The 23,838-nt window shown below is 66.1% G+C and carries 17 protein-coding genes and 2 pseudogenes; 13 read left to right on the top strand and 6 right to left on the bottom strand.

What is annotated here, in order from left to right:
* Nucleotides 1-1,173 precede the first annotated feature (1,173 nt).
* A pseudogene (locus Aau02nite_RS11455) lies at nucleotides 1,174-1,644 on the top strand (transposase family protein); the annotation flags it as partial.
* Here Aau02nite_RS11455 and Aau02nite_RS11460 read toward each other — a convergent pair.
* Nucleotides 1,568-2,206 (bottom strand): hypothetical protein, encoded by a 639-nt coding sequence (locus Aau02nite_RS11460; protein WP_212988365.1) that lies wholly within the window; start codon nucleotides 2,204-2,206, stop codon nucleotides 1,568-1,570. The pseudogene Aau02nite_RS11455 and the gene Aau02nite_RS11460 sit on opposite strands and share 77 nt — an antisense overlap.
* 391 nt (nucleotides 2,207-2,597) lie before the next feature.
* On the opposite strand from Aau02nite_RS11460, the gene Aau02nite_RS11465 reads away from it, so the two are divergent.
* Nucleotides 2,598-3,107: a trypco2 family protein gene (locus tag Aau02nite_RS11465; RefSeq protein ID WP_212988350.1), complete on the top strand. Its 510-nt coding sequence runs from the start codon at nucleotides 2,598-2,600 to the stop codon at nucleotides 3,105-3,107.
* Between the two features lie 330 nt (nucleotides 3,108-3,437).
* Here Aau02nite_RS11465 and Aau02nite_RS47660 read toward each other — a convergent pair whose 3' ends face one another.
* The 5 genes from Aau02nite_RS47660 to Aau02nite_RS11490 form a co-directional block, all read right to left on the bottom strand.
* Complete coding sequence (locus Aau02nite_RS47660; RefSeq protein ID WP_212988351.1) at nucleotides 3,438-6,923, bottom strand: ABC transporter transmembrane domain-containing protein; 3,486 nt, start codon at nucleotides 6,921-6,923, stop codon at nucleotides 3,438-3,440.
* Nucleotides 6,920-8,629 (bottom strand): ABC transporter transmembrane domain-containing protein, encoded by a 1,710-nt coding sequence (locus Aau02nite_RS11475; protein ID WP_212988352.1) that lies wholly within the window; start codon nucleotides 8,627-8,629, stop codon nucleotides 6,920-6,922. Before Aau02nite_RS11475 ends, Aau02nite_RS47660 begins: the two co-directional genes overlap by 4 nt.
* Before the next feature lie 516 nt (nucleotides 8,630-9,145).
* On the bottom strand, nucleotides 9,146-10,510 hold the full coding sequence (locus Aau02nite_RS11480) for a tetratricopeptide repeat protein (protein WP_212988353.1): 1,365 nt from the start codon (nucleotides 10,508-10,510) through the stop codon (nucleotides 9,146-9,148).
* Nucleotides 10,507-11,361: a hypothetical protein gene (locus Aau02nite_RS11485; RefSeq protein WP_212988354.1), complete on the bottom strand. Its 855-nt coding sequence runs from the start codon at nucleotides 11,359-11,361 to the stop codon at nucleotides 10,507-10,509. Before Aau02nite_RS11485 ends, Aau02nite_RS11480 begins: the two co-directional genes overlap by 4 nt.
* A gap of 34 nt (nucleotides 11,362-11,395) precedes the next feature.
* Nucleotides 11,396-11,629: a hypothetical protein gene (locus tag Aau02nite_RS11490; protein ID WP_212988355.1), complete on the bottom strand. Its 234-nt coding sequence runs from the start codon at nucleotides 11,627-11,629 to the stop codon at nucleotides 11,396-11,398.
* Nucleotides 11,630-11,781: 152 nt separating this feature from the next.
* Between Aau02nite_RS11490 and Aau02nite_RS11495 the strand changes: the two genes are divergently transcribed.
* The 11 genes and pseudogenes from Aau02nite_RS11495 (at nucleotide 11,782) to Aau02nite_RS11540 (ending at nucleotide 23,093) form a co-directional block, all read left to right on the top strand.
* Nucleotides 11,782-13,626, top strand: coding sequence for a serine hydrolase (locus Aau02nite_RS11495; RefSeq protein WP_212988356.1), 1,845 nt, complete (start codon nucleotides 11,782-11,784; stop codon nucleotides 13,624-13,626).
* 758 nt (nucleotides 13,627-14,384) lie between these two features.
* Complete coding sequence (locus Aau02nite_RS11500) at nucleotides 14,385-15,926, top strand: tryptophan halogenase family protein (protein WP_212988357.1); 1,542 nt, start codon at nucleotides 14,385-14,387, stop codon at nucleotides 15,924-15,926.
* Between the two features lie 92 nt (nucleotides 15,927-16,018).
* Nucleotides 16,019-16,648 (top strand): LysE family translocator, encoded by a 630-nt coding sequence (locus tag Aau02nite_RS11505; RefSeq protein ID WP_212988358.1) that lies wholly within the window; start codon nucleotides 16,019-16,021, stop codon nucleotides 16,646-16,648.
* A gap of 27 nt (nucleotides 16,649-16,675) precedes the next feature.
* A complete protein-coding gene (locus Aau02nite_RS11510) occupies nucleotides 16,676-17,974 on the top strand; it encodes a cation:proton antiporter (protein WP_246595065.1) in 1,299 nt (432 codons plus the stop codon).
* A complete protein-coding gene (locus tag Aau02nite_RS11515) occupies nucleotides 17,971-18,528 on the top strand; it encodes a flavin reductase family protein (RefSeq protein WP_212988360.1) in 558 nt (185 codons plus the stop codon). The genes Aau02nite_RS11510 and Aau02nite_RS11515 overlap by 4 nt, the downstream gene beginning before the upstream one ends.
* Nucleotides 18,529-19,396: 868 nt before the next feature.
* The gene (locus Aau02nite_RS11520) at nucleotides 19,397-19,666 is read left to right on the top strand and encodes a hypothetical protein (RefSeq protein WP_212988361.1); all 270 of its coding nucleotides are present in this window, start codon (nucleotides 19,397-19,399) and stop codon (nucleotides 19,664-19,666) included.
* 28 nt (nucleotides 19,667-19,694) lie between these two features.
* On the top strand, nucleotides 19,695-19,826 hold the full coding sequence (locus tag Aau02nite_RS47310; protein ID WP_281420971.1) for a hypothetical protein: 132 nt from the start codon (nucleotides 19,695-19,697) through the stop codon (nucleotides 19,824-19,826).
* Nucleotides 19,823-20,872: a hypothetical protein gene (locus tag Aau02nite_RS11525; RefSeq protein WP_212988362.1), complete on the top strand. Its 1,050-nt coding sequence runs from the start codon at nucleotides 19,823-19,825 to the stop codon at nucleotides 20,870-20,872. Before Aau02nite_RS47310 ends, Aau02nite_RS11525 begins: the two co-directional genes overlap by 4 nt.
* 13 nt (nucleotides 20,873-20,885) lie before the next feature.
* Nucleotides 20,886-21,386 (top strand): hypothetical protein, encoded by a 501-nt coding sequence (locus Aau02nite_RS11530; RefSeq protein WP_212988363.1) that lies wholly within the window; start codon nucleotides 20,886-20,888, stop codon nucleotides 21,384-21,386.
* A gap of 358 nt (nucleotides 21,387-21,744) precedes the next feature.
* Nucleotides 21,745-22,083, top strand: coding sequence for a histone-like nucleoid-structuring protein Lsr2 (locus Aau02nite_RS11535; protein WP_212988364.1), 339 nt, complete (start codon nucleotides 21,745-21,747; stop codon nucleotides 22,081-22,083).
* Between the two features lie 259 nt (nucleotides 22,084-22,342).
* A pseudogene (locus tag Aau02nite_RS11540) lies at nucleotides 22,343-23,093 on the top strand (transposase family protein).
* Nucleotides 23,094-23,838: the final 745 nt, after the last annotated feature.

Below are 23,838 nucleotides of genomic sequence, written 5' to 3' on the forward strand. Positions count from 1 at the left end.
CTGTTGGCCTCCTCGACGCTGCTGACCTGCGCCATCAGGTTGGAAATGGCTCACTGAATACGGATCCTGCGGCTGTTTGACGTTTCGTAGTTACCAACTCGGCAGTCGGCGCCTGTCCGTGGATCGCTGCCCGGGTCGTCGCCGGATTGCGACGTTCCCTTCGGCTGGTCCGATCGGGGCTGGTTAGACCGTGGCGTTCAACCTCAGAGAAGAGGTTTGAACGATCGTCGGAGCAGCCGACGATGGTTGGTCGTTAGCGCGATGACCGGCCCACCAAGCTACTGCTAAAAGTGCTAGACCTGCTACCAGAATGACGACACCGGCTATCGCGAGCATAATGGAGCGCTCTCGGATCTTTCGTTGGCCTGGGCGCTCGCCCGAGGAATCCCCCAGTTGCTGCGCGGGGGAGGGCCTAGATGCGGCGGCTTGGCGTACGGCAACGATGTTGAGGCCGAATCCTGCCACGGTGAAGATGGCGCCCACGACGGAGGCCAGTCTGTCAAGAATCTCAAGTAGTACCACGGCGTTGAAACCTATCGGAAGCTGTCGATCATGTGTGGTGGGCATGGCTTGAGGAGCTCGCGATATGCGACGGACCCGCCTACCGGCCGACACCGCGGCGAAGTTGCAGTCGTAGCTCAAAAACCATGTCGAATCACCGCCGTGGACGCTGGACGTGCAGCGTTCGCTGGAGCGAACACCATCACGCGGTGACGAGGGCAGGGCGGGCTCAGCGCGCGGTCATGGCACCCCTCTATGTCATCCATGAAGGAGGGGGCCGTTCAAGCCGCAGGTATGAGTGGTTTGTCGATGCTCAGGCTCGGCTGCGGGCGCACTGAGGCTGCCGCGGCGTAGCCGCGGTCAGTGTTTACTGGTTTGGGGTGGTCGTGTTCGCCAGGTTCGCCGGTGATGCCGGAAGGGCAGCTCGAAGGCTCGGCTGCTCTTCATCCATCCGCCCCGCGCTGTTCGGGGGCATGGTGATTCACGACCGTGACCTGACGGGGTCAATAAGAAGGCGACCACGCCGCCGGCGAGCGGTGATCAGACACAGAGCCTTTTCCAAGCTGATCTTGCAGCTCAGGGCCGGTGCGACGGGCCCGTGATCGATGGGTGCAAGGCTCCAGGTAGGGCAGCTGTCGACCAAGACCCGAAGCCCCGACCAGGAGCCTCGCCATGCTGTCCTACCCCGCCACAATCTCGTTGTCCAGCCGCACCCTAAACCATCTCGCCGAACGCATCCGGGCCCATCGCAAGCAGCGCCGACCCCGCTGGCGGCGCCTCGACCCCGGCCGGCAAGCCCTGCTCGCCCTGGCCCATCTGCGCAACGGCGACACCTTCACCCGCCTCGCGGCCAGCTTCGAGATCAGCGTCGCCACCGCCTGGCGCTACGTCCAAGAAGCGATAGCCCTGCTCAGCTCAGCCGCCGACGACCTGGACACCGCGATGCAGCGTATCCGCGCCCTGGCGTACGCGATCCTGGACGGCACTCTGATCCCGATCGACCGGGTCGCCGACTAGAAGCCCTGCTACTCGGGCAAGCACAAGTGCCACGGCGTGAACGTGCAGGTCATCGCCGATGCTGCTGGCGGGCTCGTGTGGGCATCACCGGCCCGACCGGCCGCAGCCCGGGCTTTGACCAGAGCACCTTGCCGGTGGCGACGTCGAGCACCGCGGTGGTGCGTTTCTCGGACGAGCCCGGCAGGGCGTTCCGCTTGTCGAAGGCGAGGACGAAGCTGTCGTCGGCGCCGAGCACGGTGTTCACCTCAGGGACCGCGGTGTGCCAGCGGTGGGTGCCGTCCAGGTTGAGGGCGAGAACGCCCTTCTCAGCGCCGCCTGTTTCGATGCCGGCGCCGGCGGTGGCTTTGCCGTACGGCAGGAGCACCGTCAAGCCGGAGAGAGCCGGTGACCCGGCGCAGCCCAAGGCCAGCCCGTCGACCTGGCTGACCTTCCAGGCGGGGGTGTCCGAGGCGGCCAGCCTCTGCGCGGTCAGCCAGCAGTTGTCGCCACCGCCGAAGGCGAGGCTGATGATGGAGTCGTCGGTGAGCAGGGCGTGGCCAGCGCCACGGGTGACCGCCTCGGGTTCCACCCCGGCCGGCGGCCCGGCTGGAACCGGCGCCACGCTGGGCGCGACGCTGGCCGCAGGAGCCGGCGGGGACGGATCACCGCCCTCGGTCTTGCCGCAGCCCACCAGCAGCGCCGCAGTCAATACGGATACCGAGCCGAGAAGCACAGGTTCTCGCTTCACGTGTCCCCCGATCGAACGAGTGGGCGTCAGCCCGTCCATTGTCGAGGATGGATGCACGTTCCGGTAACCCGGTACGGCGGTCCCGCTGCGGAGGCTGTACAGCTCCGTAGGTACATCGTCTGCACGCGCGTCCGCCCCACGACGCTCGCCGCAGCGGCCCGGCGTTGGGGAGCCTCGCCCTCATCGATCAGCACCCCCTGCCGACCCGGCCTGACCTGCAAGATCAGGTTGGAAAAGGCTGATTGAATCTTGGTGGCGAGGGTGCCCGAGCTTATACCGTCTACGACAACCCGAACGCCCGCGCCCACCGCGGTTGAAGCCCCCCAACCGAGCCTCCGGGAGGAACTCGCCCGTGCGAACTATCGACGACGGCGTACGCATCGCCGACTTCATCACCGCCATCAAGGACGCGGTCCGTGAAGCGAACATTTCCGCCGCGGACGCCGACCGCGATCTTCGGGTCAGCAAGGTGGACCTGACGCTGTCGGTCGTCGCGTCCCGCGACGGCGGCGCAGGTATCGAACTCAGGGTGCCGGTAATCGGCATGAAGATTGCCGGCAAGTACCGGCACGGCAACTCGTCGACGCAGACGGTGCAGGTCACACTCGTTCCGCCTCCACCGGCTGGCGTGGAGATCCGCGGCGGCGACGTCGAGGAAACTCTGGTGGAGGCGATCGAGACAGTGCGAGCGGCCGTCGCCGCTGGTCTCGATGGCGATGATCCGTTCAAGCTGGAGTCGAGCGTCGTCACGCTGGTCTTAGCTGTCACCGATACCGGGTCGATAGCCCTGCTCGGAGAGGGCGACTTGGAAGACTCGCAGACCAGCACCCTGGTTTTGACCCTGATCCCGATTCACCGCTGACCGGCAGCACCGCGTCTGGTTTGTGCCAGACCGGTGCGGGCGGGCACGGCACGAGCGGAGCGTGCGTATGGAAGCACTGCCGAAGGCCAAGCTCGAATAGGTCCGCGCGCGAAGCGTCGACGTCTCCGGTCACCCGTCGAGCGGATAGTGGCCGGCGAGCGGGAGCCACTACGCTGCTGCCCGAGGGACGCCACCGAGAGAACGCTGGATTATGAAGCGGCGGCTAGGTTTGCCTCCTTGACCGCCCTCTTTACCGTATCAATTCAGTGCCGTGAACGCGACCCCTCCATATTCAGCGCCCATAGATAGTCGCCTTTTCTATTTATCCAATCAAGCTTGGATCGCCACGGCATTCGGATCTCCGTAGACGCTATACGCCAGCCACGTCGGATCGTCACCCTGCCGAGCTGCTGCCACACGTGCCCGCAACGACGCTTGCCCTAGCGTATCGCCCGCTATCAGGTGACCGTAGAACGCCTCAGCAAAGGTTTGTGCACTGCTACTGCGAACGTCCCACAGTGTCCCGACGAACGCACCAGCTCCAGCAGCGAGGAACTGCTGCGCCCAGCCCATCATCCTTGTGTAGTGTGGCACTGAGCCGGCTGACCGGCACGCATTGATGAATACCAAGGGTTGCGAAGCAGCTAAAGATTCTGTCGCTTTAGCTCGCTCTAGAAGCGTTGGGACGAAGTCGCCGTCACCCATCGCGATCGACGATCCAGCCGCTCTCGGTTGGTAGGTGTTGTGGCAGGCGAAGTGGATTAGTCCCAGCGGCCCAGCATCCAGCAACTGCAGCAAGTCAGTCAAGTTCGTAATTAGCAATGGATCCCCTACGCCCGAGACGATTCGGTGCAGGGAGTCGATCTCCGCCCCGGCGTTTCGAGGACCATTCGGGGGCACGACGAAGCGAGCGCTGCCGATGTTGATGCGCCGAGACCGAGCTTGATTATATACACGCCGAGTGACGGGCAATTGCTCAATTAGAAATCCTTCATCCTCCGTCTTCGTCATTGGATACAGCAGCTCCCACGGAACTGTGTCGAGGCCAGTAGCAATGGAAAATGTGGTGATACTCGAACGCACCTGCCAAAACTGCTCCCGGACAGCCTCAGGAACCAGACTGTTCCACAATGCTATTCCCGTGTTCTGCATCAATCTTCGTACATTGCTGGGCGTATAGCCGGTCGTTTTCCTAGCGAGGTTCCGCAGCGTCTGTATAATCTGTTCAGTGGCGCCGTCCGGGCCGAAAGAAATTGATTCGACGATTACTGGATCAAACAACCTGGTGTCGCTGAGTAACTGAAAGGTGATGCGGCTCTGATCACTCCGTACCTGCAAAGTCACCTCCCCAGACTCTGGCCGCACTGAGTCGATCCCAGCGCTCTTGACCTGAGGAGCGCTGTGTGGCCCGGTCACTGCCACGGACACCTCGAACTCCAGCTCGGCGAGGAAGGTCCCGCCCGCCCAGGCAGTCACGTGCAGCCGGTGCAAGTCGACGGCGGCTGCGCGAAATACGAACCTCAGTGGGTCCGAGTTGCCGTTGGCTGGCACGCGGGTCACTTGCTCCATGGGTCCTCGAACGGTCAGGCCCGGACCCGACTCCACGATGACGCTCACATCGACGCCCTCCGCGCCAATCTGTAGAGGACGTAAGAGTGCAGCGCGGGTGTTCTGTGCGTCAGACGAGTCCTGAGTTATCCGAACGGTAAGGCTGATCTCAGATCCGAGCCTGGCGTGCGATGGAAAGTGCCCCATTAGTAGTCGCGGAGCATCCCGAGAAGAGCCGGGTAGTATGCCGGCCGCAAGTCCGCGGTCGATGTCGGTGCCGGCACCGGCACCGGCACCGGCACGGCCGAGCGTCACACTGTTCCCGTTGGGCAACCAAAGTGTGGGCTGGTCGACGACGCCGTCGGGGCTGTTCAAGGTCGGTGAGGTCGAAGGCCCCGCCCTATTGGAAGAGCCGCTGACTGGCGGACCGGGCCATGAGACGCTTCCACCACTGCCAGCGTCGGTGGACGCTACTGGCGATACGGAATCCCCTGCTCGATCAGGCGGTCGGACTTCCAGTCCCCTGCCTCTCGCACCGTGCCAATAGGTCCATAGTCGAGCGTACGATCCGGCACTTTCTATAAGATCGTCGTGCGTGCCGAGCTCGGTAATCGTGCCGTTCTCCACCACCACTACCCGATCCGCGTCCTGGGCCGAAAAAAGTCTATGGGTGATGGTCACGATCGTTCGGCCTGGCAACGTCGCCGCTAACGACTTCTCCAGTTCCCGAGCGGCAAACGGATCTAGCAGCGATGTAGCTTCGTCCAGAATCAATGTGTGCGGGTCGGCTAAAACCAACCGAGCAAGTGCCACCTGCTGTTGCTGCTCCGTTGGAAGGGACATCCCGCCCGCGCCAATCTCGGTGTCAAGCCCGTCCGGCAACGCATCGACCCAGTCCAAAGCCTGGACGGCAGCAAGCGCTGCCCGCACCTCCTCCTCGGTCGAATAGGGCCGAACCAGTGCTACGTTTTCTCGCAGCGTTCCCATGATGATGATTTGATGCATTTGGCTGACCAGCGCTATCTCGGTGCGTAGCCGATGCTGCGGAAGGTCTCCCAAGGGCACACCGTCGACTGTAACGATGCCTGTGCTGGGCATGTAAATTCCCGCCAATAGCCTTCCGAGCGTGGACTTTCCTCCACCTGATGGGCCGACGATCGCCAGCCGCTCCCCCGGCTCGATGATCAGCGAGATTCCGTGCAGCACCTCTCGCCAAGGCTCGTACGAGAACCGCACCTTCTCCACCACGATTCGGCCGCTGCGGCGTGATCCGACCGCTTGCGGTACCCGTTCGGGATCGCTGGCTATACCCAGCAAGCGGGCCAGCGAGGCAGCGCCGACCTGCACCTCGTCCAGCCAACTGAGGAACCGGTCGAGCGGGTCGATGAGCAGCTGCGCGTAGAGCACGGCTGCGATAACCTGGCCCAGGCTGACCCAACCCTCCAGGTAGTACCAGCCGCCGATGAGCAGGGTCCCGACAACCGGCAGCACGTACCCGATCTCCACGGTGGGCGACCAGACAGTGCGCAGGAACAGCGTGTACTTCTCGGTGCGGAAGGAGCGGCGCAGGTTGGCGTCCGTACGCCGGGCCTGCTCGGCTTGCCGGCCCAGGGCGTCGATCGTCCGCACTCCCTCGATGGTCTCCGCCAGTCCGTCGGTGACCTGCGAGTAGGCGGCGTTCTGCCCCAGGTAGGCGGGCCCGGCCCGGCGCAGGTACCAGCGGGCAGACAGTCCGAGCACCGGCGCCGCCACCAGTAGCGGCAGCGCGAGCAGCGGGCTGACCAGTATGAGCGCACCCACCGCGAGCGCGACGGTAAGCGCTGCGACTATCGTCTCCGGCACCGCGAACCGCAGGCACCGCGACAGCGCGTCGACATCCCGCGACACCCGCGAGGTCAGGTCGCCAGAGCTTCTTTCTAAAGCGGACACCGGCACGGTCAACACGCGGTCGATGAATCCTTCACGCACTTCGGCCAGCACACGCTCGCCGAGCCGGGCTGAGGCGCGGTAGGCAAACCAGATCAGCACCGTCTGAATCACCACTGCCGCGGCGATAGTGATCACTATTCGGTCCACCGTGTCCTTGGACTCATCCAGATGCAGCGTGTCGACTAGATCACCGAGGAGCCAGGGACCAGCGAGGCCCGCAATCACAGCGATGGCGTGTAGCGACATGGCGACCACCAGCGAGCCGGGGTGCCGACGGAATACTTGGCGGGCATAGCGGCGAACCTGACGAGTATCGGCGACCGGGAGCGCGTCACTCACTGGCGGAGCACCGTCCTTGCGTAGAAGAAGTTGCTGTGAAGCAGTTGCCTGTGAGTTCCCTCAGCAGCCACAGCACCGTCTTCTATATAGAAGACGTGGTCGGCACGATCCAACAGCAGCGGGCTGGTGGAGCAGATGACCGTGGTCCGTCCATCCCGGGCCGAGCCGAGCCGATCGCTGATCCGCGCCTCGGTATGCGCGTCGATTGCACTGGTCGGTTCGACCAAAATAAGAATTTTAGGGTCCTCGATCAGCGCGCGAGCCAGCCGCAGCCGCTGCCGCTCGCCGCTGGAGAAGCTGCGGCCTCGCTCGCCGAACGCCGTGTCGAGTCCATCGGGCAAGCTTGCAACAATCTCATCCGCGCTAGCGGCTGTGAGCGCAGCTGCGAGCGCTGACGTCTGGGCAGCTACCCCGGTCGGATCAAGATCCGCCCTCAGTGGGCCGGAGAACAGGCGAGCCTCGTTGTCGGTCACCAAGATCCGTTCCCGTACGGCCGCCAGCGCACAATTTCCCAGCGGTACGCCGGCCAGCGTCGCCCCAGCCCCCGGCGCGGTGGCCACATAGCGGCCCAGCCGATCGGCGATCGCCACCGCGTCGGCAGGCACCGCCGCCACGATCGCGGTCACCACTCCCGGCCGCACCACCACTCTGGACGCCGGATCAGCGAGTAGGCCATCGTGCGGAAGGGGCACCGGTCGGGGCAGATCACCTAGATCGGTGCGGGCTCGCAGCATCTGCACCACCCGGCGGCTGGACACGTGCCCGCGGGTCAGCTTGTCCAGCGTCTCGGTGAGCTGCCGCAGCGGCGCGACCAAGAACGCCGCGTACCCGTAAAAGGAGACCAGCTGACCCAGGGTGATCTGTCCGGAAAGCGCGAACCGGGCACCGAGCCAGGTCACCAGGACCAAGAAGCTGCCCGGCAGCAGCACCTGGGTCGCCTCCAGCAACGCCTCCACGGACGCCACCCGCAAGCCCGCCCCGCGCAGCCGCTGCGACTCAGCGCGGTAGCGGGCGGACATGACGGGCTCGCCGCCCACGCCCCGCAGCACGCGCAGCCCGCCGACCAGGTCAATAGCCCGGCCGGTCAGCCGGCCCTGCTGCTCGCGGTACGCCTGCTGGCGGCGGTGCAGCGGCCGGATGAGCAGGCCGACAACCGCCATCAACAGCGGCACACCGAGCACCACGACCAGCCCCAGCGGCACCGACGTGGACAGCAGGACCACCGTCACCGTGACAACCGCGACCAGCGAGCCGGCACCACGGGCAGTGATGTCCAGCGCCCCGCCGATGTGGCTGATGTCCGCCGTACCGATGGCGACAACCTCGCCCGCCCCCAGCCGGCGCGGCAAGGCGGAGCCGAGCCGGTTCGACTGCCGCACAGCCACCTGGACAGTGCGGTACGCACTGGACAGCCAGCAAAAGACAGCCAGCCGGTGCCGGGCCACCCCGGCGCCCGCCTGGACCAGGCCGACACCGAGCAGCACCAGACTCCAGGTGAGCAGCGCGCCGCCGTCGTGCTGGGTCAGGCCGGCATCAATCGCCCGGCCCACGATGGCCGGGACCAGTGACTGACAGGACATCCAGAGGATGCCGAAAAGCGCACCGGCAGTCATAGCTGGCCGCGCTTGACGAGCAAGCCACCTCAGGTAACTGGCGGCTGAGTCATTCGGTGGGGTGCCCACCTTCGAGACGGGTAGCGTTCGCATCAGGCTGGGACGCTACGGCTCGGCTTTCATGATCGCGAGTGCCAAAATGCGCATGAGCCCCAATCGCGTCGCCTGGTAGTCAATCGCCTAGACAGGATTGCCGCTCACATCGAGGTCCTACAGCAGAGCACTCATAGTGAATCACCCCGTGGACAACCTTTCTCAGCCCGGCCGACCCTTCGCGATCGCACGCCTGCTACGCGTCTGAAAATCGCCGAGTCGACCTGCTATTAGTGGATCTGTTCAGCGCGGCTCAGCGCTGCCGGTGGCCACCCCGTCCGCTCCCCGGCCGATCATCAACTTTGGAGCAGCACTACACGACTCCGTCGGGAACACGGAATTCATCGCCATGGTGCTCCCCGTGGCCGACAGCAACGGCCAATGAACAGCGCACACATGCTCACGGGCAGAGACCACGCTGGCTCCGGGCGAACGCTCGGGACAGCACGGCGCCTCGACGCCTGCGGTATGTCTTGACGTTCGCCGTGCGACCCTCGAGAGGTTAATCGAAAGCGGTCAGCCGTCGTAACGCGGATTGCCCTCGTCGTCGAAACCGCTGGGCATCGGCCGCAGATAGACCTCGGCGACGAACCGGAAGACCTCGTCGCCGGTCTCCGCGAACGCCCGGCGCGCCGCCGGCACCAGCGTCTCGGCGCTGATCCGCGGATCGAGGCACTGGAGGCCGTCGAGGTCGATCCAGATCAGCGCCTGCATGGGCAGAACATGCCGCAGGTCATCGGGGTCGGCGGGGAGCCGCTCGCCGACCGTTCGCAGCAGGCCGGTCGCCAGTTCACTCGCTGGCTGGGCCAGTTGCGCCGCCACTGCGGCGGCGACCTCGGCGGACGGGTGCATGAAGGGCGGCAGGAACCCGATCATCCTGGTCAGGGCACCGAACGCGACCGGCACGCCCCGCCACACGTCGGTGAGCACCCGGTTCGCCATCAGGAAAGTCTCGGCCGGCGCCAGCCGCAGCGCCTCGGCCAGGTTGATCGCCACGGCGGCGGAGTCCTGCGCCTGCACCGCCTCGCTCGCCCGCTGCCAGGGCCTGGCCGCGCGCTCGCGGCCCCGGAGCATCTCGCCGGCGTGTCGCCGAACCTGCTCCTCGATGTCCTTGTCGAGATCACGGCGGCAGGCGTCGAGCAGCGCCACGGCACCCTCCGGATCGCCGCAGGCGAGCATCGCGGCGGCGACCGTCTCGTCCAGGTCCTGCTGGTAAGGGAAGTACTGCATCATCCGCTCGTACGCCGCCAGGCTGCCGGCCGGAACCTCCAGCTGATAGGCGCACTCGATGAGCGCCCGGTGATAGGTGCAGTAGTTGGGCTCGACCGCGATCGCGGAACGGCAGGCAGCCAGGGCGAGAGAGGCCCGTCCCAGCTTCGCCGCCGAGACGGCGGACATGATCAGCGCCTCGGTGTGCCACGGGTGGACCTCGAGCACCTTCGCGAGCAGGCGAAGAGCCTCGGCGCCATCGCCGGCGTGGTGCGCCTGCGCCGCCGCACGGCAACCGTCGCCGCCGGGATCCGATGGAACGGGCAGCGGCGCGAAGGGGACTGCGTCCTGCACCTCAAACCAGCCCCGGTGGGACTGCTCGATCAGGAAGTCTGGGACAGCGGTGGTGAAATGATCTCGCAACTTGGTGAGCCGAGCTACATGGATCGCGGCGTGCGGCGCGAAACCGGCCTGGTCCCGATAGATCTTGATGACGTGCAGGGTCAGCCCCGAGCGCAGGTTCGTCAGCGGGTGCACGATCTTCTCGGCGCCCTGACCCACGCAGGGTCCCACCCGGTACCGGGCGCCGTTGAGGACCACCGTCTTGCCCTCGAACTCGTCCGGCCGGTGCGCCTTGAGGTCGAGCAGGGGGCCCGGTTCTTGGCCGGTCACAGGGCGACGTCCCTTCCTCCGGTGTAGAGCTTCAGATACAACGGGCTGCCGGCGATCTCCTGCGGGCCGCGGCTCAGGACAACGAAGACGGTGTCGAAATACAGGCAGCCGTTGCCGTAGACCAGCGCGTTCAGCTCCGACGACACCACGTACCGGCCGTCGACAGTCTCGCTGAAGTACCGCAGCGAGCAGTCCAGCCGTAGTTCCGGCCGGGTCAGGCCGGCCAGCCGGAGCACGGTCGTCGCCGGGTCGACGTCACCCGGTCCAGCGCCGGGCACCGAGAACGCCCCGACATGGTGCAGGTAATGGGCGGACGGCGTGGCGCCGCCGTCGAACTCCGCGATCTCGCCCCGCCGCGCCAAGGTGCCGATCACCTCGCGGAGACGGCTGACCAGCAGCGGGCGGTCCAGCGAACCGCCGTAGAGCAGGTGGGACCGGCCGAACGAGGAACCGGCGAAGAACGCGTCGACCCCGGGATCCGGGGGGACGGTCCGGTCCATGGCGGCGTGCAGCCGCTCGATCTTGGACTGGGAGATGTAGCAGAAGTAGTCCGAAACCGTCAGCTCCGGTGCGGCGGCCGGCGACGCGCCGTCCTGCGACTCCCGGATGCCGATCCACAGCGCCTTGAACTCCTCGCAGTCGCCGTAGAGTGCCCGCACCACCAGCTCCAGCGACTCCCAGCGGGGAACAGCCGTGCAGCGCAGCACGGTCGCGACCGTGCCGTACGTGATTCGGTGGCCGGTGCGACGGGCGATCTCGCGGGTGCCCGGCTCACCGGCCTCACGGTGCAGGCGTTTCAGGCGGCGGCGCAGCGGCTCGGCCGGATCGCTACCCTGGGGAAAGTCGGTCATGTCTCGTCCAGGATCTCCAATCCAAACGTGAAAGTCAGAGCCGCCGCCTGTCGGATTGAGGACCGAACGGCTCACCGCCGGCCCGGCGCGAGGTCGGCAACCGGAGCCTGGCGTACGCGTGCAGGATCGACGGGCGGTCGGCCGGGTCACTTCCGCGCAGCACCAGCGCCAGGCCCGCCAGCCACACGCCGAGCGCGACAAGGGCGACGAGACCGGCGATCACCAGAGCCGGCGAGGTCTGCTCCCACAGAACGAGCCAGGAAGCCATGTCTTCTCCATTCGGATCGGGTCATCCGAGAATCGCGTGACGACCGGAGAAGCACCATGGATCGGTACGAGAACGCACGCCGCCGTACGGAATCGCACAACCGCGCGAACGCAGAGCAATTCACCTGACATCGGGCCTTAAGAATCATAGCCGTGGCGGCGATCGGTACGCTGCTCGCCGGCCTGCCTGCGGTCACCGCTCCGGCGGTCGCCCACCCTGGACCACCGGCGGCCGTCTTCGACCCGGCCGCCGTGGCCTGGGCCTCCGTCCGTGACCAGTCGAGCGCCGCGTTCGCGCAGACCTTCGCGAAGATGAAGGCCGACGGCTATTTGGTGCTCGACCTGGAGATCGACGCGTCACCCGGCGACTACCGGGTCGGCGCGGTTTTCCAGCGCAACCTCGACCACCGCGCCTGGCGCTCGCTGCGCGACCTCACTGAGGCCCAGTTCGCCACTGAGCGGGCGAAGGCGGCCGCGGACGGCCTGCGCCCGGTGGACCTCGAGACCTACCAGATCGGCAGCCAGCGCCGGTACGCGGCGGTGTGGGTGCAGAACGTCGAGAAGCTGGGCTCGGCCATGCGGCACGACCTGACCGGCGCCGCGTTTAGCGCCTGGTTCCAGGAACAGAAGGCTGCCCGCCGGCTGCCGCTCGACATCGAGCAGTACCGCACCCCGGCCGGCATGCGCTACGCCGCGGCCTGGGTGGACAACCGGGAGAACCTCGCCTGGCAGCTGCACCGCGACCTCACCGGCGCGCAGTACGGCACACTTTTCACGCAGAACCAGGGTGCCTACCGGATGCTGGCTCTGGACTCGGTCACCGGCCCGGCCGGTCAGCGCTACGCCGGCATCTGGGTCGCCAACCCCGGCGGGCGGCAGTGGCGCGAGCGCCGCGACCTGACCCTCGGCCAGTGGAACAACTGGTGGAGCCGTTACTCCGACGAGGGTTTCCGGCTCGTCTCGTACGAGCGGTACGCCACCCCGGCTGGCACCCGCTACGCAGGCATCTGGCGGCAGAACAGCGACCGTCCGGTGTGGAATCTCCGGGCGAAGGCCGACGCCCGGATCCAGAAGCACCTGACCGACGCGAAAGTGCCCGGACTCAGCGTCGCCATCGTGCAGAACGGCCAATATCGCTATCTGCGCGGTTTCGGCCACGCCGACGTGGCGAACGACGTGTGGCTCGACTCCGGGCACGTGCTCGGACTGGCCTCGGTCAGCAAGGCGGTGACCGGAGCGCTGACCCTGCGGCTCACCGACCAGGGTGAGGTCAACCCCGGTGAGAAGACCGCGAAGTACCTGCCGGCCATCCCGGCGCAGCACACCCACACGCTGAAGCAGCTTGCCGACAACCGGGGCTGTGTGCAGCACTACGACGAGGGCAGCGGCTTCGGCAGGAAAACCCCCTATGCGACCTCGCTCGCCTCGGCGCAGGAGTTCTGGAAGGACCCGCTGGTCTGCACAGTGGGCGCGTCCCACTACAGCACCCACGGATACACCATCCTGTGCGCGGCGCTGGAGCAAGCCACCAACCAGAACACCGCCGACCTGATCCGCACCCGGCTGACCACGCCCTACGGGTTGGGCACCCTGCGCGCGAAGCGGCTCGCCGACACCGACGTGCGCCGCTCCAAAATCTACGATACCGGCAACAAGCTCATCGCGTACGAGGACGAGACCGCCAAGACCTGCGGTGGCGGCATGGAGTCCACACCGGCTGACATCGCCTGGTTCGGTCACCGGCTGGCGAAGGGTGAGATCCTGTCTACCCCATCGATGACCGCGATGTGGGGCTCGTCCGGCTACTCGTACGGGTGGAGCGTCGGCGCCGAGAGCGGGCACCGGGTGGCCGCCAAGGACGGCGCGAACACCGGCGCCGCTTCGTACCTGCGGATCTATCCCGACGACGACATCGTGATCGCGCTGCAGAGCAACCGGCGCGGGCACGACGCGCCTCAGCTCGGCAAGGACCTCGGCGCCCTGGTGCTGAACGGCTGATCGCAGTTCGGGCGGCACGGGTGACGGCCGCGCCCGTTACCTATTGGATCGTCCCCAGCTGGGGACTGCTCGGTCGCCCGGCCTGGTATGACTTACTGCCCCTGTCGTACGGATGATCCAGGGGTGTCACCAGGCCGGGCGGCGTCGACGCATCACCTGCTGCTCGAGTTGGTGCCAGGTGGAGCGAAGAAGTTCCTATCGATCCAGCAGGCCCGCGCGCTTCTCAACACCGTGCGCCCGCGTGACGTGGTCGGCAAACCCGCCGCTGGCTAGCCTCGGAGCCGATCCACGGCCAGGCGGTGGTGTTGCAGCGGTCGTGCAGGTCTTCGTACATGGCTGCCGGCAGTCGACGCCGGGCCACGCCGCGCGCCCGCCACACGCCGGTGAGGGACACAGGCCGGATATTAACCTTGGGCCTCGCACAAACATGCCCGTGACGATCGTCGCACGACCTGAGAATGACGGAAGTCGCTGGTCAAAGTCGCATTGACGCGATCAATATGCTATTCATTTGTCTCAAAATGTGAGAAGACGATCTTCAATGGATTTGACTGGTTGACAGCTTCTGGCAGAGCCGTGTTACATGGCACTTACCGAGAGCTAACCGATGCGGCTGCGCCGTCATGCATTCTCTCATGATCGAAACGCGACGTGCGTATCCGTGAGGTATCGCCACCGCAAGTCGTGACCCGCGTAAATCGCGGTGAACGGCGGGTGTATTTCCGAATGCGACCTTAACGAGAACGGGGTAGTAAATCGTGGTCGATTCCGTATTGATCGTCGGGGGCGGAACAGCGGGATGGATGACCGCCGCCTACCTTTCGGCGGCCCTGGAGAAGTCTGTTTCCATAACGGTAGTGGAGTCCGCCCGGACTCCCAGGATCGGTGTCGGCGAGGCGACTTTCAGCACCGTTCGGCATTTCTTCGAGTACCTCGGCCTGGATGAGTCGGAGTGGCTACCCAAGTGCGCCGGTGGATACAAGCTGGCCATCAAGTTCCAGAATTGGCGCGGTGACGACACCCACTTCTACCACCCGTTCGAGCGACTTCGGACCGCCGAGGGATTCTCTTTGGCGGACTGGTGGGTTGCCGGATCTGGGGCTGGCCGACCGTTCGACCAAGCCTGTTACATCGCGCCGGCGCTGTGCGAGGCACAACGTTCTCCGCGGATGATGGGCGGCGCGCTGTTCGCCTCCGAGCTGGACAGCCACCTCGGACGGTCCACGCTGGAGCAACAGCGGGCCCAGTTCCCGTACGCCTATCACTTCGACGCCGACCTCGTTGCCGAGTACCTTGCCGGCTACGCGACCGCCCGAGGCGTCCGGCGCATCGTGGACGACGTCGTGGACGTGGAGCAGGACGAGCGGGGCTGGATCAGAAGCATCCGGTCGAAGCACTCCGGCGATCTCACCGCCGGCCTTTACGTTGACTGTACGGGCTTCCGGGGCTTGCTGATCAACCAGACCCTCGGCGAGCAGTTCGAGTCCTTCCAAGACGTGCTGCCCAACAACAGAGCCGTCGCGCTGCGTGTGCCGCGCGAAGACGCACGAGACATGGAACCGTACACGACCGCACGGGCCATGGACGCCGGCTGGATGTGGACCATTCCGCTGTACCGTCGCAACGGGCACGGCTACGTGTACTCCGATGAATACACCTCGCCCGACGACGCGGAGACCGCACTCCGCGCCGCCGTCGCCCCCGGCCGCGACGACCTCGAAGCCAATCACATCCGGATGAGGATTGGCAGGAATCGCGACTCCTGGGTCAAGAACTGCGTATCCATCGGTCTTTCAAGCGCCTTTGTCGAGCCGCTGGAGTCCACCGGCATCTTCTTCATTCAGCACGCTATCGAGCAACTCGTGAAGCATTTCCCCGGGCCGGACATGGATCCCCATCTAGCCCGTTCCTACAACGCTAGAATCGCACGAGCGGTGGACGGCGTGAAAGAGTTCCTCGTCCTGCACTACGTCGCCGCCGAGCGTAACGACAACGACTACTGGCGCGACGCCAAGGTGCGGTCCGTACCGGATGGCCTCGCCGAACGGATGGAGCAGGCGAAGACGCATCTCCTCGACGAGGAAAGTATCTACCCGCACTATCACGGTTTCGAATCGTACTCGTGGAACACCATGCTCCTGGGATTGGGTGCCGGGCCGACCAAGGGGCGCCCGGTACTCCGTCATCTCGACCCGGCCGCCGCGCACAAAGAATTCACGCAGCTCACCGCAGAAGCCGCGGTGATGACCGAAAGGCTGCCGAGCTGCTACGAATATCTGACCAGTATCCAACCTCACTGAGACGCTGCGGTGGGAGGCGGTCGCCGAAGCCGACCGCCTCCCACCGGCCGACGCGACCGCCGGCGATGCGGTTCCGGCAAGAGCGGAGAGACATGATCACAGGTAGCCAGATGGCGGCATTCGGCATGGCCTGCGTGGTGCTCATCGCTGTTCCGGGACCGAGTGTCCTGTTCATCGTCGGGCGCGCGCTCGAAGCCGGACAGCGGACCGCTCTGACGACCGTGGTGGGTAACGCGCTGGGGACGTACACGGTTGCCGTGATCGTATCGGTCGGCTTCGGGCCCGTACTCCAGCGTTTTCCGGCCTGCCTGACGGTGCTCAAGTTCGTGGGGGCGGCATTCCTGTGCTGGCTCGGGCTAGTTGCGATCAAAAACCGCAAAAACGTCGTGGTGGGTGTGCCCGGCCAACCGGGTCAGCGGCGGCGTGACTGGGCCGCCCTGCGCCAGGGATACGTTGTCGGTGGCACCAATCCGAAGGCGTACGTGGTATTCGCCGTGATCCTTCCGGCGTTTCTTCGTCCCGATATCGAGCCACTCGTGGCGCAGATGCTCATCCTCGCTGTCGTACCGGTGGTGATCGGCCTGCTCTGTGACTCTGTCTGGGCCGCCTTCTCCAGCGCGGCGAGAAAGTGGTTCGCTCGCTCGGCGGCCCGCATGCACCGGATGAGCCTGCTCGGTGGCGCTCTGATGATCGGCCTAGGACTGACGATGGCCTTCACATGATCATGCAAGTGACAGGAGTCGTTGATCGTGCACAACTCCCTTGCCTGGCTGGCCGGGCTCGCGGTAGTAGCCCTCACCGCAGGCCTTGCCCGGTTGGCCGCCGCGCGACTCGCCCAGACCGCGGTCGTCGGAGAAATCGTCGTCGGCATCCTCCTCGCCCAGCTCCTCCTGATCGCGGCGCCTCAGAGCACGGTCGTCCTCGATCTCGCATACCCCGCCCTCCGGACGCTCGCTGACCTCGGCATGGCCCTGTTCATGTTCAGCATGGGTCTGCACGCCGGGCATCTCGCTCCACCCGGTGAGAGACATGCCCGGTGGGCTGTACCCGCCGGTTCCTTCCTGGTGCCTTTCGTCTTCGGAGCCGGCCTGGCGATGATGATCGCGCCGGAGCATGGCGGTTCCAGCCGAACTGTCTTCGTCGTATTCCTCGGCATCGCCTTCGCAGCGACCGCCTTCCCGGTCCTGGCCCGCATCCTGCAGGAAAGGCGTCTGACCGGTACGGGAATCGGCAACTCCGCCATCGGCGCTGCCGCCATCTGCGACGTCGTCTGCTGGACTCTCATGGCGATCGTCATCGCCGCGTCCCGGCCAGCCGCTGACCACAGGATATGGCTCGCCGTGGCGTACCTCGCTGCCATGGTGACGGTGGTGCGCCCACTCATGCGCCGGTGGTTGCGGCAGAACCGGGCGGAGGCCTCGGAGAGCCGTCTCCCGGTGCTGCTGGCCACGCTGCTGGTGTCGGCGTTCGTCGCGGACATGGTCGGGCTGCATCTGGTGCTCGGTGCGTTCATCTTCGGTGCCATCGTGCCCAAGGACGCCAGCGGAGAACCGGTCCGAGTGTTCATGAGCAACGTCGCGCCGATGTGCTCGTACCTGCTCCTACCCGCCTACTTCGTGCTAGCTGGTCTGCAGCTCGACCTAGCCGGTCTCGATATCGGCGATGGCGCGCTTCTGGCCGCCGTTCTTGCCGTAGCGGTGGGCGGTAAGTTCCTGGGAACCTACGCTGGCTCCCGGCTCGGTGGTCTGCCACACCGTCGATCCGTCACTCTCGGCGTCTTGATGAACACCCGTGGACTGACCGAGATAGTCATTCTCAGCATCGGCCTGGAAGCCGGGGTCATCGACCGGGAGCTCTACACGGTGATGACGGTCATGGCTTTGATCACCACCGCCATGACCACGCCCGTGTTGGACCTGCTGGACAGGCGCTGGGGACGCCCGGTACGTCCCACCGGGGCGGAGCCCCCCGCCGCCCCGGCCCACCCGAGCACACAGACCCCCGGAACCTCGCCCCCGCTGACCAGACCGGAGGTGCGATCACGATGAAGCAGCAGATCCGGCCGTCGTCTCGTCTGATACAACGACTACTACCTTCCGGGGACGAACCCGAGCCATGGGGCGACCACGAGAAGGTGTGGCTACGGTCCGTCCTCGGCAGGTTCACCACCGGCGTCACGGTCATCACCGCCGCCGGTCCGGAAGAGCCGATCGGGATGACGGCGAACGCCTTTTCGTCAGTGTCCCTCGACCCACCGCTCGTGCTCGTCTGCCTGAACGCCCAGTCACGCAGCGGAAGCGACATCAGGGACGCCGGGCATTTCGCCGTCAACATCCTGGCCGAGGCCCAGCAGCCCCTGGCCAAGGTATTCGCACGCTGGGACCCTCATCGATTTCGCGACATCGACACCTTCACCTCGTACACCGGCGCACCGATCCTGGCCGGCGCTCTCGGCTACCTCGACTGCACCCTCCACGAACAACTGACCGGCGGAACCCACTCGGTTCTCATCGGGCGGGTGGTGGCCGCTGGAATTGCCGAAAGCCACGCAAGCCCTCTCGTCTTCTTCGACGGCGGCTATCGCCGCCTCCACCCAGACTGATCTCGCAGCGGCGCCGGCGACGACCCGACGGCAGCCTGGGGCGCGGGCGTCCCGTCCGGCTCCGTGGTCCGGGTCCTGGCAGAGAGGCTCCCACACCCACCCCGCACCCTCGGGCCGGCCCGAGCCGGCGCACTCAGCGCGACAGCAACCAGCACACCCGACACGAACACGGCGATCAGACGACGCGTGTCCACCTCCCCTGGTCACGGCGCCAGTCCATGGTGGCCGGTGCTGCGGCACGTCCACGACGCAGCGATCCCGGCCGCCGGTGGTCCGCTACTCAGCCGGTCGGGATCCGCCGTCCGCTACTGCCGGGCGCGGCAGTGCCGGGCGGCCTCGTGATCCGGATGCTGAGCCACGACCCCGGATGCCGAGTGAGGCCGGCCCGGGCGATCTTGCCGCTATTCGTACTGCTTGTCGACGAGAGCGAGCAGTTCGTCGCGCTCACCGAGTCGATGTCGTCCTGGTCCGACAGCCCGCTTCCGGACGAGGCCCGGCCTGCGGGCCATGGTCAACCCAGTAGACGATGGTGACTGCGGCCCGGGGTCGTGCACGCGGACGATCACGGTCACCGGTAGGCAAGGCGAGACTGGCCAAGACCTGTACTTGGAAGTGAGGAGGCACCTCAGGCCGGCGGATGGGGTGGAGGTTGCCGCCCGGCTGGTCGACGACCGAAGTCCAGTGGCCTGCGGTCCAGCCTCGGCATGGAGTCCATGCGGCGCGGCCGCCAGCCTGTCTCCTCCTCGGCCTCACGGGCGGCTGCCACTGCAGGTCTTGGAAGAGGCCCCGTTCGGATTAGGCCGGGTGCGGTCTGGCTCGGCCCGGCGAGCGGATGGAGCGTCACAGAAACCTCACCTAGCGTCAAAACATGACTATGCGGCCTATCCGCCGGCGGCGCCTGCTCGCCACCGCGGGATCACTACTCATTCTCGCCTTGCTCGGTATCGCCGCCCCGGCCGAGGCCATCGTCAAGGGCGAGGTCGTCCCCGGCGGCTGGGCCGGTGACCGGGTGCCCGCCGTCAACCAGTACGGCTTCGTCGGCCGGATGGCCGTGGGCTGCACCGCCTCGCTGGTAGCGCCGGGCGTGGCCCTCACCGCCGGGCACTGCGGCAAGGTCACCGGTACCAAGGTTTCGTGAGGTCAGCCAGAAGTTCGAATCCGGTCAGTTGGACTGGCTGACGGTGTGGCGAGGCGACACCGAGGACGACGCGGCCCGGGCGGTGTCGGTGTGGATGGACCGCCGGCTGACCGCCGCGCAGACCGAGTTCCGCGCCGCCGAGCAGGACCCCCAGCGGTGAGTATTCAGGTCGACCCGGCGTACCTTCGCGGGTTCGCTGATCGCATCGACGCCAACCGGGACGGCGCGCTGGCCGACATGCAGGACTACGCGCGGACACACTGTCTGAACTTCGCCGGCTTGGACGGCACGCTGAACGTGGCCGAGCCCGGTATGCGTGGCATCGGCGAGTCGATGCTGGAACTGTGCGCCGCCGCCCGCAACGGTCTCGGTCAGACCGCCGCCGACCTGCGGACCTCAGCCAACGACTACGACCGCGCCGACTGGACGGCGGCGGAGACGATCTGGTCGGTGCAGCCGCAGTGGGAAGTCCCGTACGGCTACCGCGAGACCAACGTGACCGGTGCCTCGTCGGGGCCGGGTCACGGTGCGGTCGTGGCGTTGATGGCGCCGGCCTACCAGCCGGAGAACCAGGAAGCCCGAGAAGTTCTCAGCAGCACCGTCGGCGCGGTCAACGACCTGATCAAAGCGCTGACCGGCTACGACATCCTCGCCGAGATCCTGCCGCTGGTCGTCGGTGACTGGGGCGCCCTCAAGCGCATCGGCCGCGCCTACGGCGAGATGGCCGACGCCTACCGCGCCGTCGGTCGCGACCTGGACGAGGGCATGGACGTCCTGTCCTCGCACTGGGACAGCAAGGCCGACGGCAGCGCCGGGGCGTCACAGGCGTTCGACTACCACATCCGCGGCCGGTGGATGCCGGCGTTCGAGGCGCTCGCGCAGTGGTGCGACACCGTCGAGCAGATGTGTGAGTCGATGGCCGCGATGTACGCCCAGACCGTCAAGGGCCTGCTGTTCGCCACGACCATGTACGTCAGCAAGATCCAGAAGGGTCTGAAGGCGATCCTGACCGTCACCGACTGGAAGAAGTTCGTCAAGGGCGTCTGGGACGTCGTGTCATCGCTGTACAACCTGGTCATCGACACCGTCACCCTCGCCACCGAACAACTGCTGATGTTCAAAGAAGGCATCGAGCTGATGACCGCTACCGTCGTCATGCTGCGCCACGAACTCAACGGCGACTTCGACGCACTGCGGACCAGGTAGGGCAGGGAAGGCGATGTATCTGAGCGCTCCCGACGGACGCCGGTGGAAAGTCTTCCGCCGACGCCTGACCTGGCGACCCCGCCTACCGCAGTGGATCCACACCTGGTGGCCCTCCAGCATCGACGACGACTCCGTCTTCGGACTCATCACCGCCGCGGCCGCCGTCATCACCCTGCTGATCATGTCGCCGTGGCTGATCTGGCACGCACTGAGCTGGACCGCCGCCGTCCTGGCCACCCCATTCGCCTGGCTCGCCCGGTCCACCCTCGGCCTTCCCACACCCGTGATCGCCTACCCCCTGCAGCACTCCTACGCCGAGTACCAAGGCACCGCCGACGGCACCCGAGCCGCCGACGACCTGATCGCACTCATCGCTCGTGAGATCAACCAGTACGGCACCCCGAGATCACTGACCGCACCGTCACCGCACCTGCTCGAACTGACCACCCAGGCCCCGCGACCGATCATCGACCGCCTCAAAGACAAGTTCCACGGCAAAGCCGGCAACCGCTAAAACCCCAACGCCCGCCACAGTTGCCCCACCGGATCAGCCTCAGAACCTGAACAAGTAGGCGATCCCATCGCTTTCGGTACCTGCCGCACCTGTCGTACGGCTGCGGCGTCCGAGCCATCGGCTCTCACCCGGCCATGATGCCACCTATTCACCGGCACAGGCGTCGAAACGTCAACAACCGCGAGCCGCGTTCCGGCGGACACCCACTGTTACCCCGGGAATGGATCGGGCCGTACGAGCCATACCAAGAGTCTGCTTTCGACCGCCACGACAATCCCATTAAGGCCGGCAGCTATTGTAATGAGATACGGGGCATTTGATCGCATGCGCCTATGCCGATTCAAGGAGCAGACCTCACATGGCAAAACAGATCGTCACCCTGCTGACCGACGACATCGACGGCACCGAAGCCGACAGCACTATCGAGTTCGGCCTCGACGGCGTCACCTACACCATCGACCTGTCGGAGAAGAACGCCGGCAAACTCCGCAAGGCACTCGAGCCGTACCTCAACGTGGCCTCCCGCGTCGGGCGCAGCACCGGACGTATCCCTGCTCGCGGCGCAGCCCCCACGAGCCGGTCGAATCGCGACCAGAACCAGGCCATCCGCGAATGGGCCGGCAAGAACGGCTACGAAGTATCCGAACGCGGCCGGATCCCCAGCTCCATCGTCGAGGCCTTCCACAAGAACCGCTGAAACCAACGGGTCTCCCCCGCCGATCGTCATGCAACGAGCACAGAAGCTTGGGCCCGCCTCGGGTCACTTCGCGCAACAGCATGACGATCGGTTGGCCGTCCTGCCAGGGTGCCGAGCCGCGAGCGTTACGCTAATGACATCCGGACTTCTCCCCTGCACGCACGCCTGGCTAAGCGATGTCTCGTAACCCGGTGACGGTCCGGTTCAGACGGTGGGTGATCATCGATGGGTGCAGGTGTTCTCAGCCTCCTGACCCGAGTTGATCCATCCGTTCACCGGGCTGCAGCTGGCGCAGTTCCACCGGCTGGTGCGCCTGGTGGCCCGACGTGGCGGTGACGCCATCGCCGACGGGCGCCCGGGCCGGCCCTGGGCCCTGACCCTGCCGGACCGGGTGCTGCTGGTGGCCGTGTACTGGCGCACGAACCTGACCATGCGCCAGCTCGGACCCCTGTTCGGGGTCTCGCACTCCGCCGCGCACCGGGTTATCGACACCGTCGGACCCCTGCTCGCGCTGGCGCCGGCTCGCCGCCGCCCGAAAGACCAGATTGCGATCGTCGACGGCACCCTGATCCCCACCCGGGACCACCGGCTGGCCGCACAGAGTAAGAACTACCGCTACTCGACCAACCTACAAGTCGCGATCGACGCGAACACCCGCCTGGTCATCGCCTTGGGCGATCCACAACCAGGCAACCGCAACGACACGATCGTCTACCGCAGCAGCGGCATCAACCAACAGTTGGCCGGTCGTGAGGTGATGGCCGACGGCGGCTACCGCGGCAACCGTGAGGTGATCATGCCGTACCGCAAACCCCGTGACGGCGACGAGCTACCGCAATGGAAGCTGGACTACAACGCCCGGCACCGCATGGTCCGGGCCCGGGTGGAACATGCCCTGGCCCGACTCAAGACGTACAAAATCCTGCGCGACTATCGCCGCGCCGCCCGGACCTTGGCCGTCACCACATCCGGGATTGCCCACCTGCACAAACATCGCTCTGGCCGGCTGACCGGAAACCGTTCCCCGGCAACGCCTCCGCCGAGTTACGAGACATCGCTTAGCATGGACTCGCAGCGTGGTCGGTGGCGTGACCACTGCCAAGTGATCAACAGAATCCTGTGCCGGAGTGAGAACGGCGCGAATGGCATCAGGTCCGGACCGTTACGGACCGCGGAAAACCTGCTACCACCGCTTTGCAGTGGGCACATGAGGGCACCTTGGCCAGACCGAGCAGCGGTTACAGGCTGACGCGGACGCCGCCGGCAACTTGGACTGGTGTGCGCAGGTCGATTCGGGGCGACCGGGTCACCGCCACAGCGAACCGCGAACCTAACCAGCGGCGTACCTACGGCGTTGCGTGGTCAGACCGGCCGTACGGGTCGCTGTCGACCTCCGCTCGCCGACCTGGAGATCCCGGCCAACTCCGACGGCGTCCTGGACCGCGCCGTCGGCGAGGCGTACCGGCTCAATCCCCGAGGACACCAGCAGTACCGGCCTGCCCGGCTGAGCGGGCCGCCCGGCCGCGAAGGCTTCGACACCCCGATTTCGGGGCGGCGTGGCAAAGCGGGGCACAGCAGCAGCTCGCGGCGAGACAGTGTCGGCGGAGGCTGTCGGCAGAGCCACGGCGAACGGGTTCGGCAGTTCGCGGCGGACGGTCAGACGGCAAATCACCGACCGGGCGATGATGAAGGTGTACGCGTTCGAGGTCCGCAGAGGTATGTTTTCGGCTCCTTAGAACTCCTAACGCGATCTCT

It is taken from the genome of Actinoplanes auranticolor, assembly GCF_018332655.1.
Lineage (GTDB): Bacteria > Actinomycetota > Actinomycetes > Mycobacteriales > Micromonosporaceae > Actinoplanes > Actinoplanes auranticolor.

What these genes read in the sequence shown, in the direction of transcription:
- Aau02nite_RS11475 (WP_212988352.1), bottom strand. Translation starts at nt 8,629, where the DNA reads ATGCGAACGCTACCCGTCTCGAAGGTGGGCACCCCACCGAATGACTCA.
- Aau02nite_RS11485 (WP_212988354.1), bottom strand. Translation starts at nt 11,361, where the DNA reads ATGACCGACTTTCCCCAGGGTAGCGATCCGGCCGAGCCGCTGCGCCGC.
- Aau02nite_RS11490 (WP_212988355.1), bottom strand. Translation starts at nt 11,629, where the DNA reads ATGGCTTCCTGGCTCGTTCTGTGGGAGCAGACCTCGCCGGCTCTGGTG.
- Aau02nite_RS11505 (WP_212988358.1), top strand. Translation starts at nt 16,019, where the DNA reads ATGATCACAGGTAGCCAGATGGCGGCATTCGGCATGGCCTGCGTGGTG.
- Aau02nite_RS11515 (WP_212988360.1), top strand. Translation starts at nt 17,971, where the DNA reads ATGAAGCAGCAGATCCGGCCGTCGTCTCGTCTGATACAACGACTACTA.
- Aau02nite_RS11520 (WP_212988361.1), top strand. Translation starts at nt 19,397, where the DNA reads ATGACTATGCGGCCTATCCGCCGGCGGCGCCTGCTCGCCACCGCGGGA.
- Aau02nite_RS11530 (WP_212988363.1), top strand. Translation starts at nt 20,886, where the DNA reads ATGTATCTGAGCGCTCCCGACGGACGCCGGTGGAAAGTCTTCCGCCGA.
- Aau02nite_RS11535 (WP_212988364.1), top strand. Translation starts at nt 21,745, where the DNA reads ATGGCAAAACAGATCGTCACCCTGCTGACCGACGACATCGACGGCACC.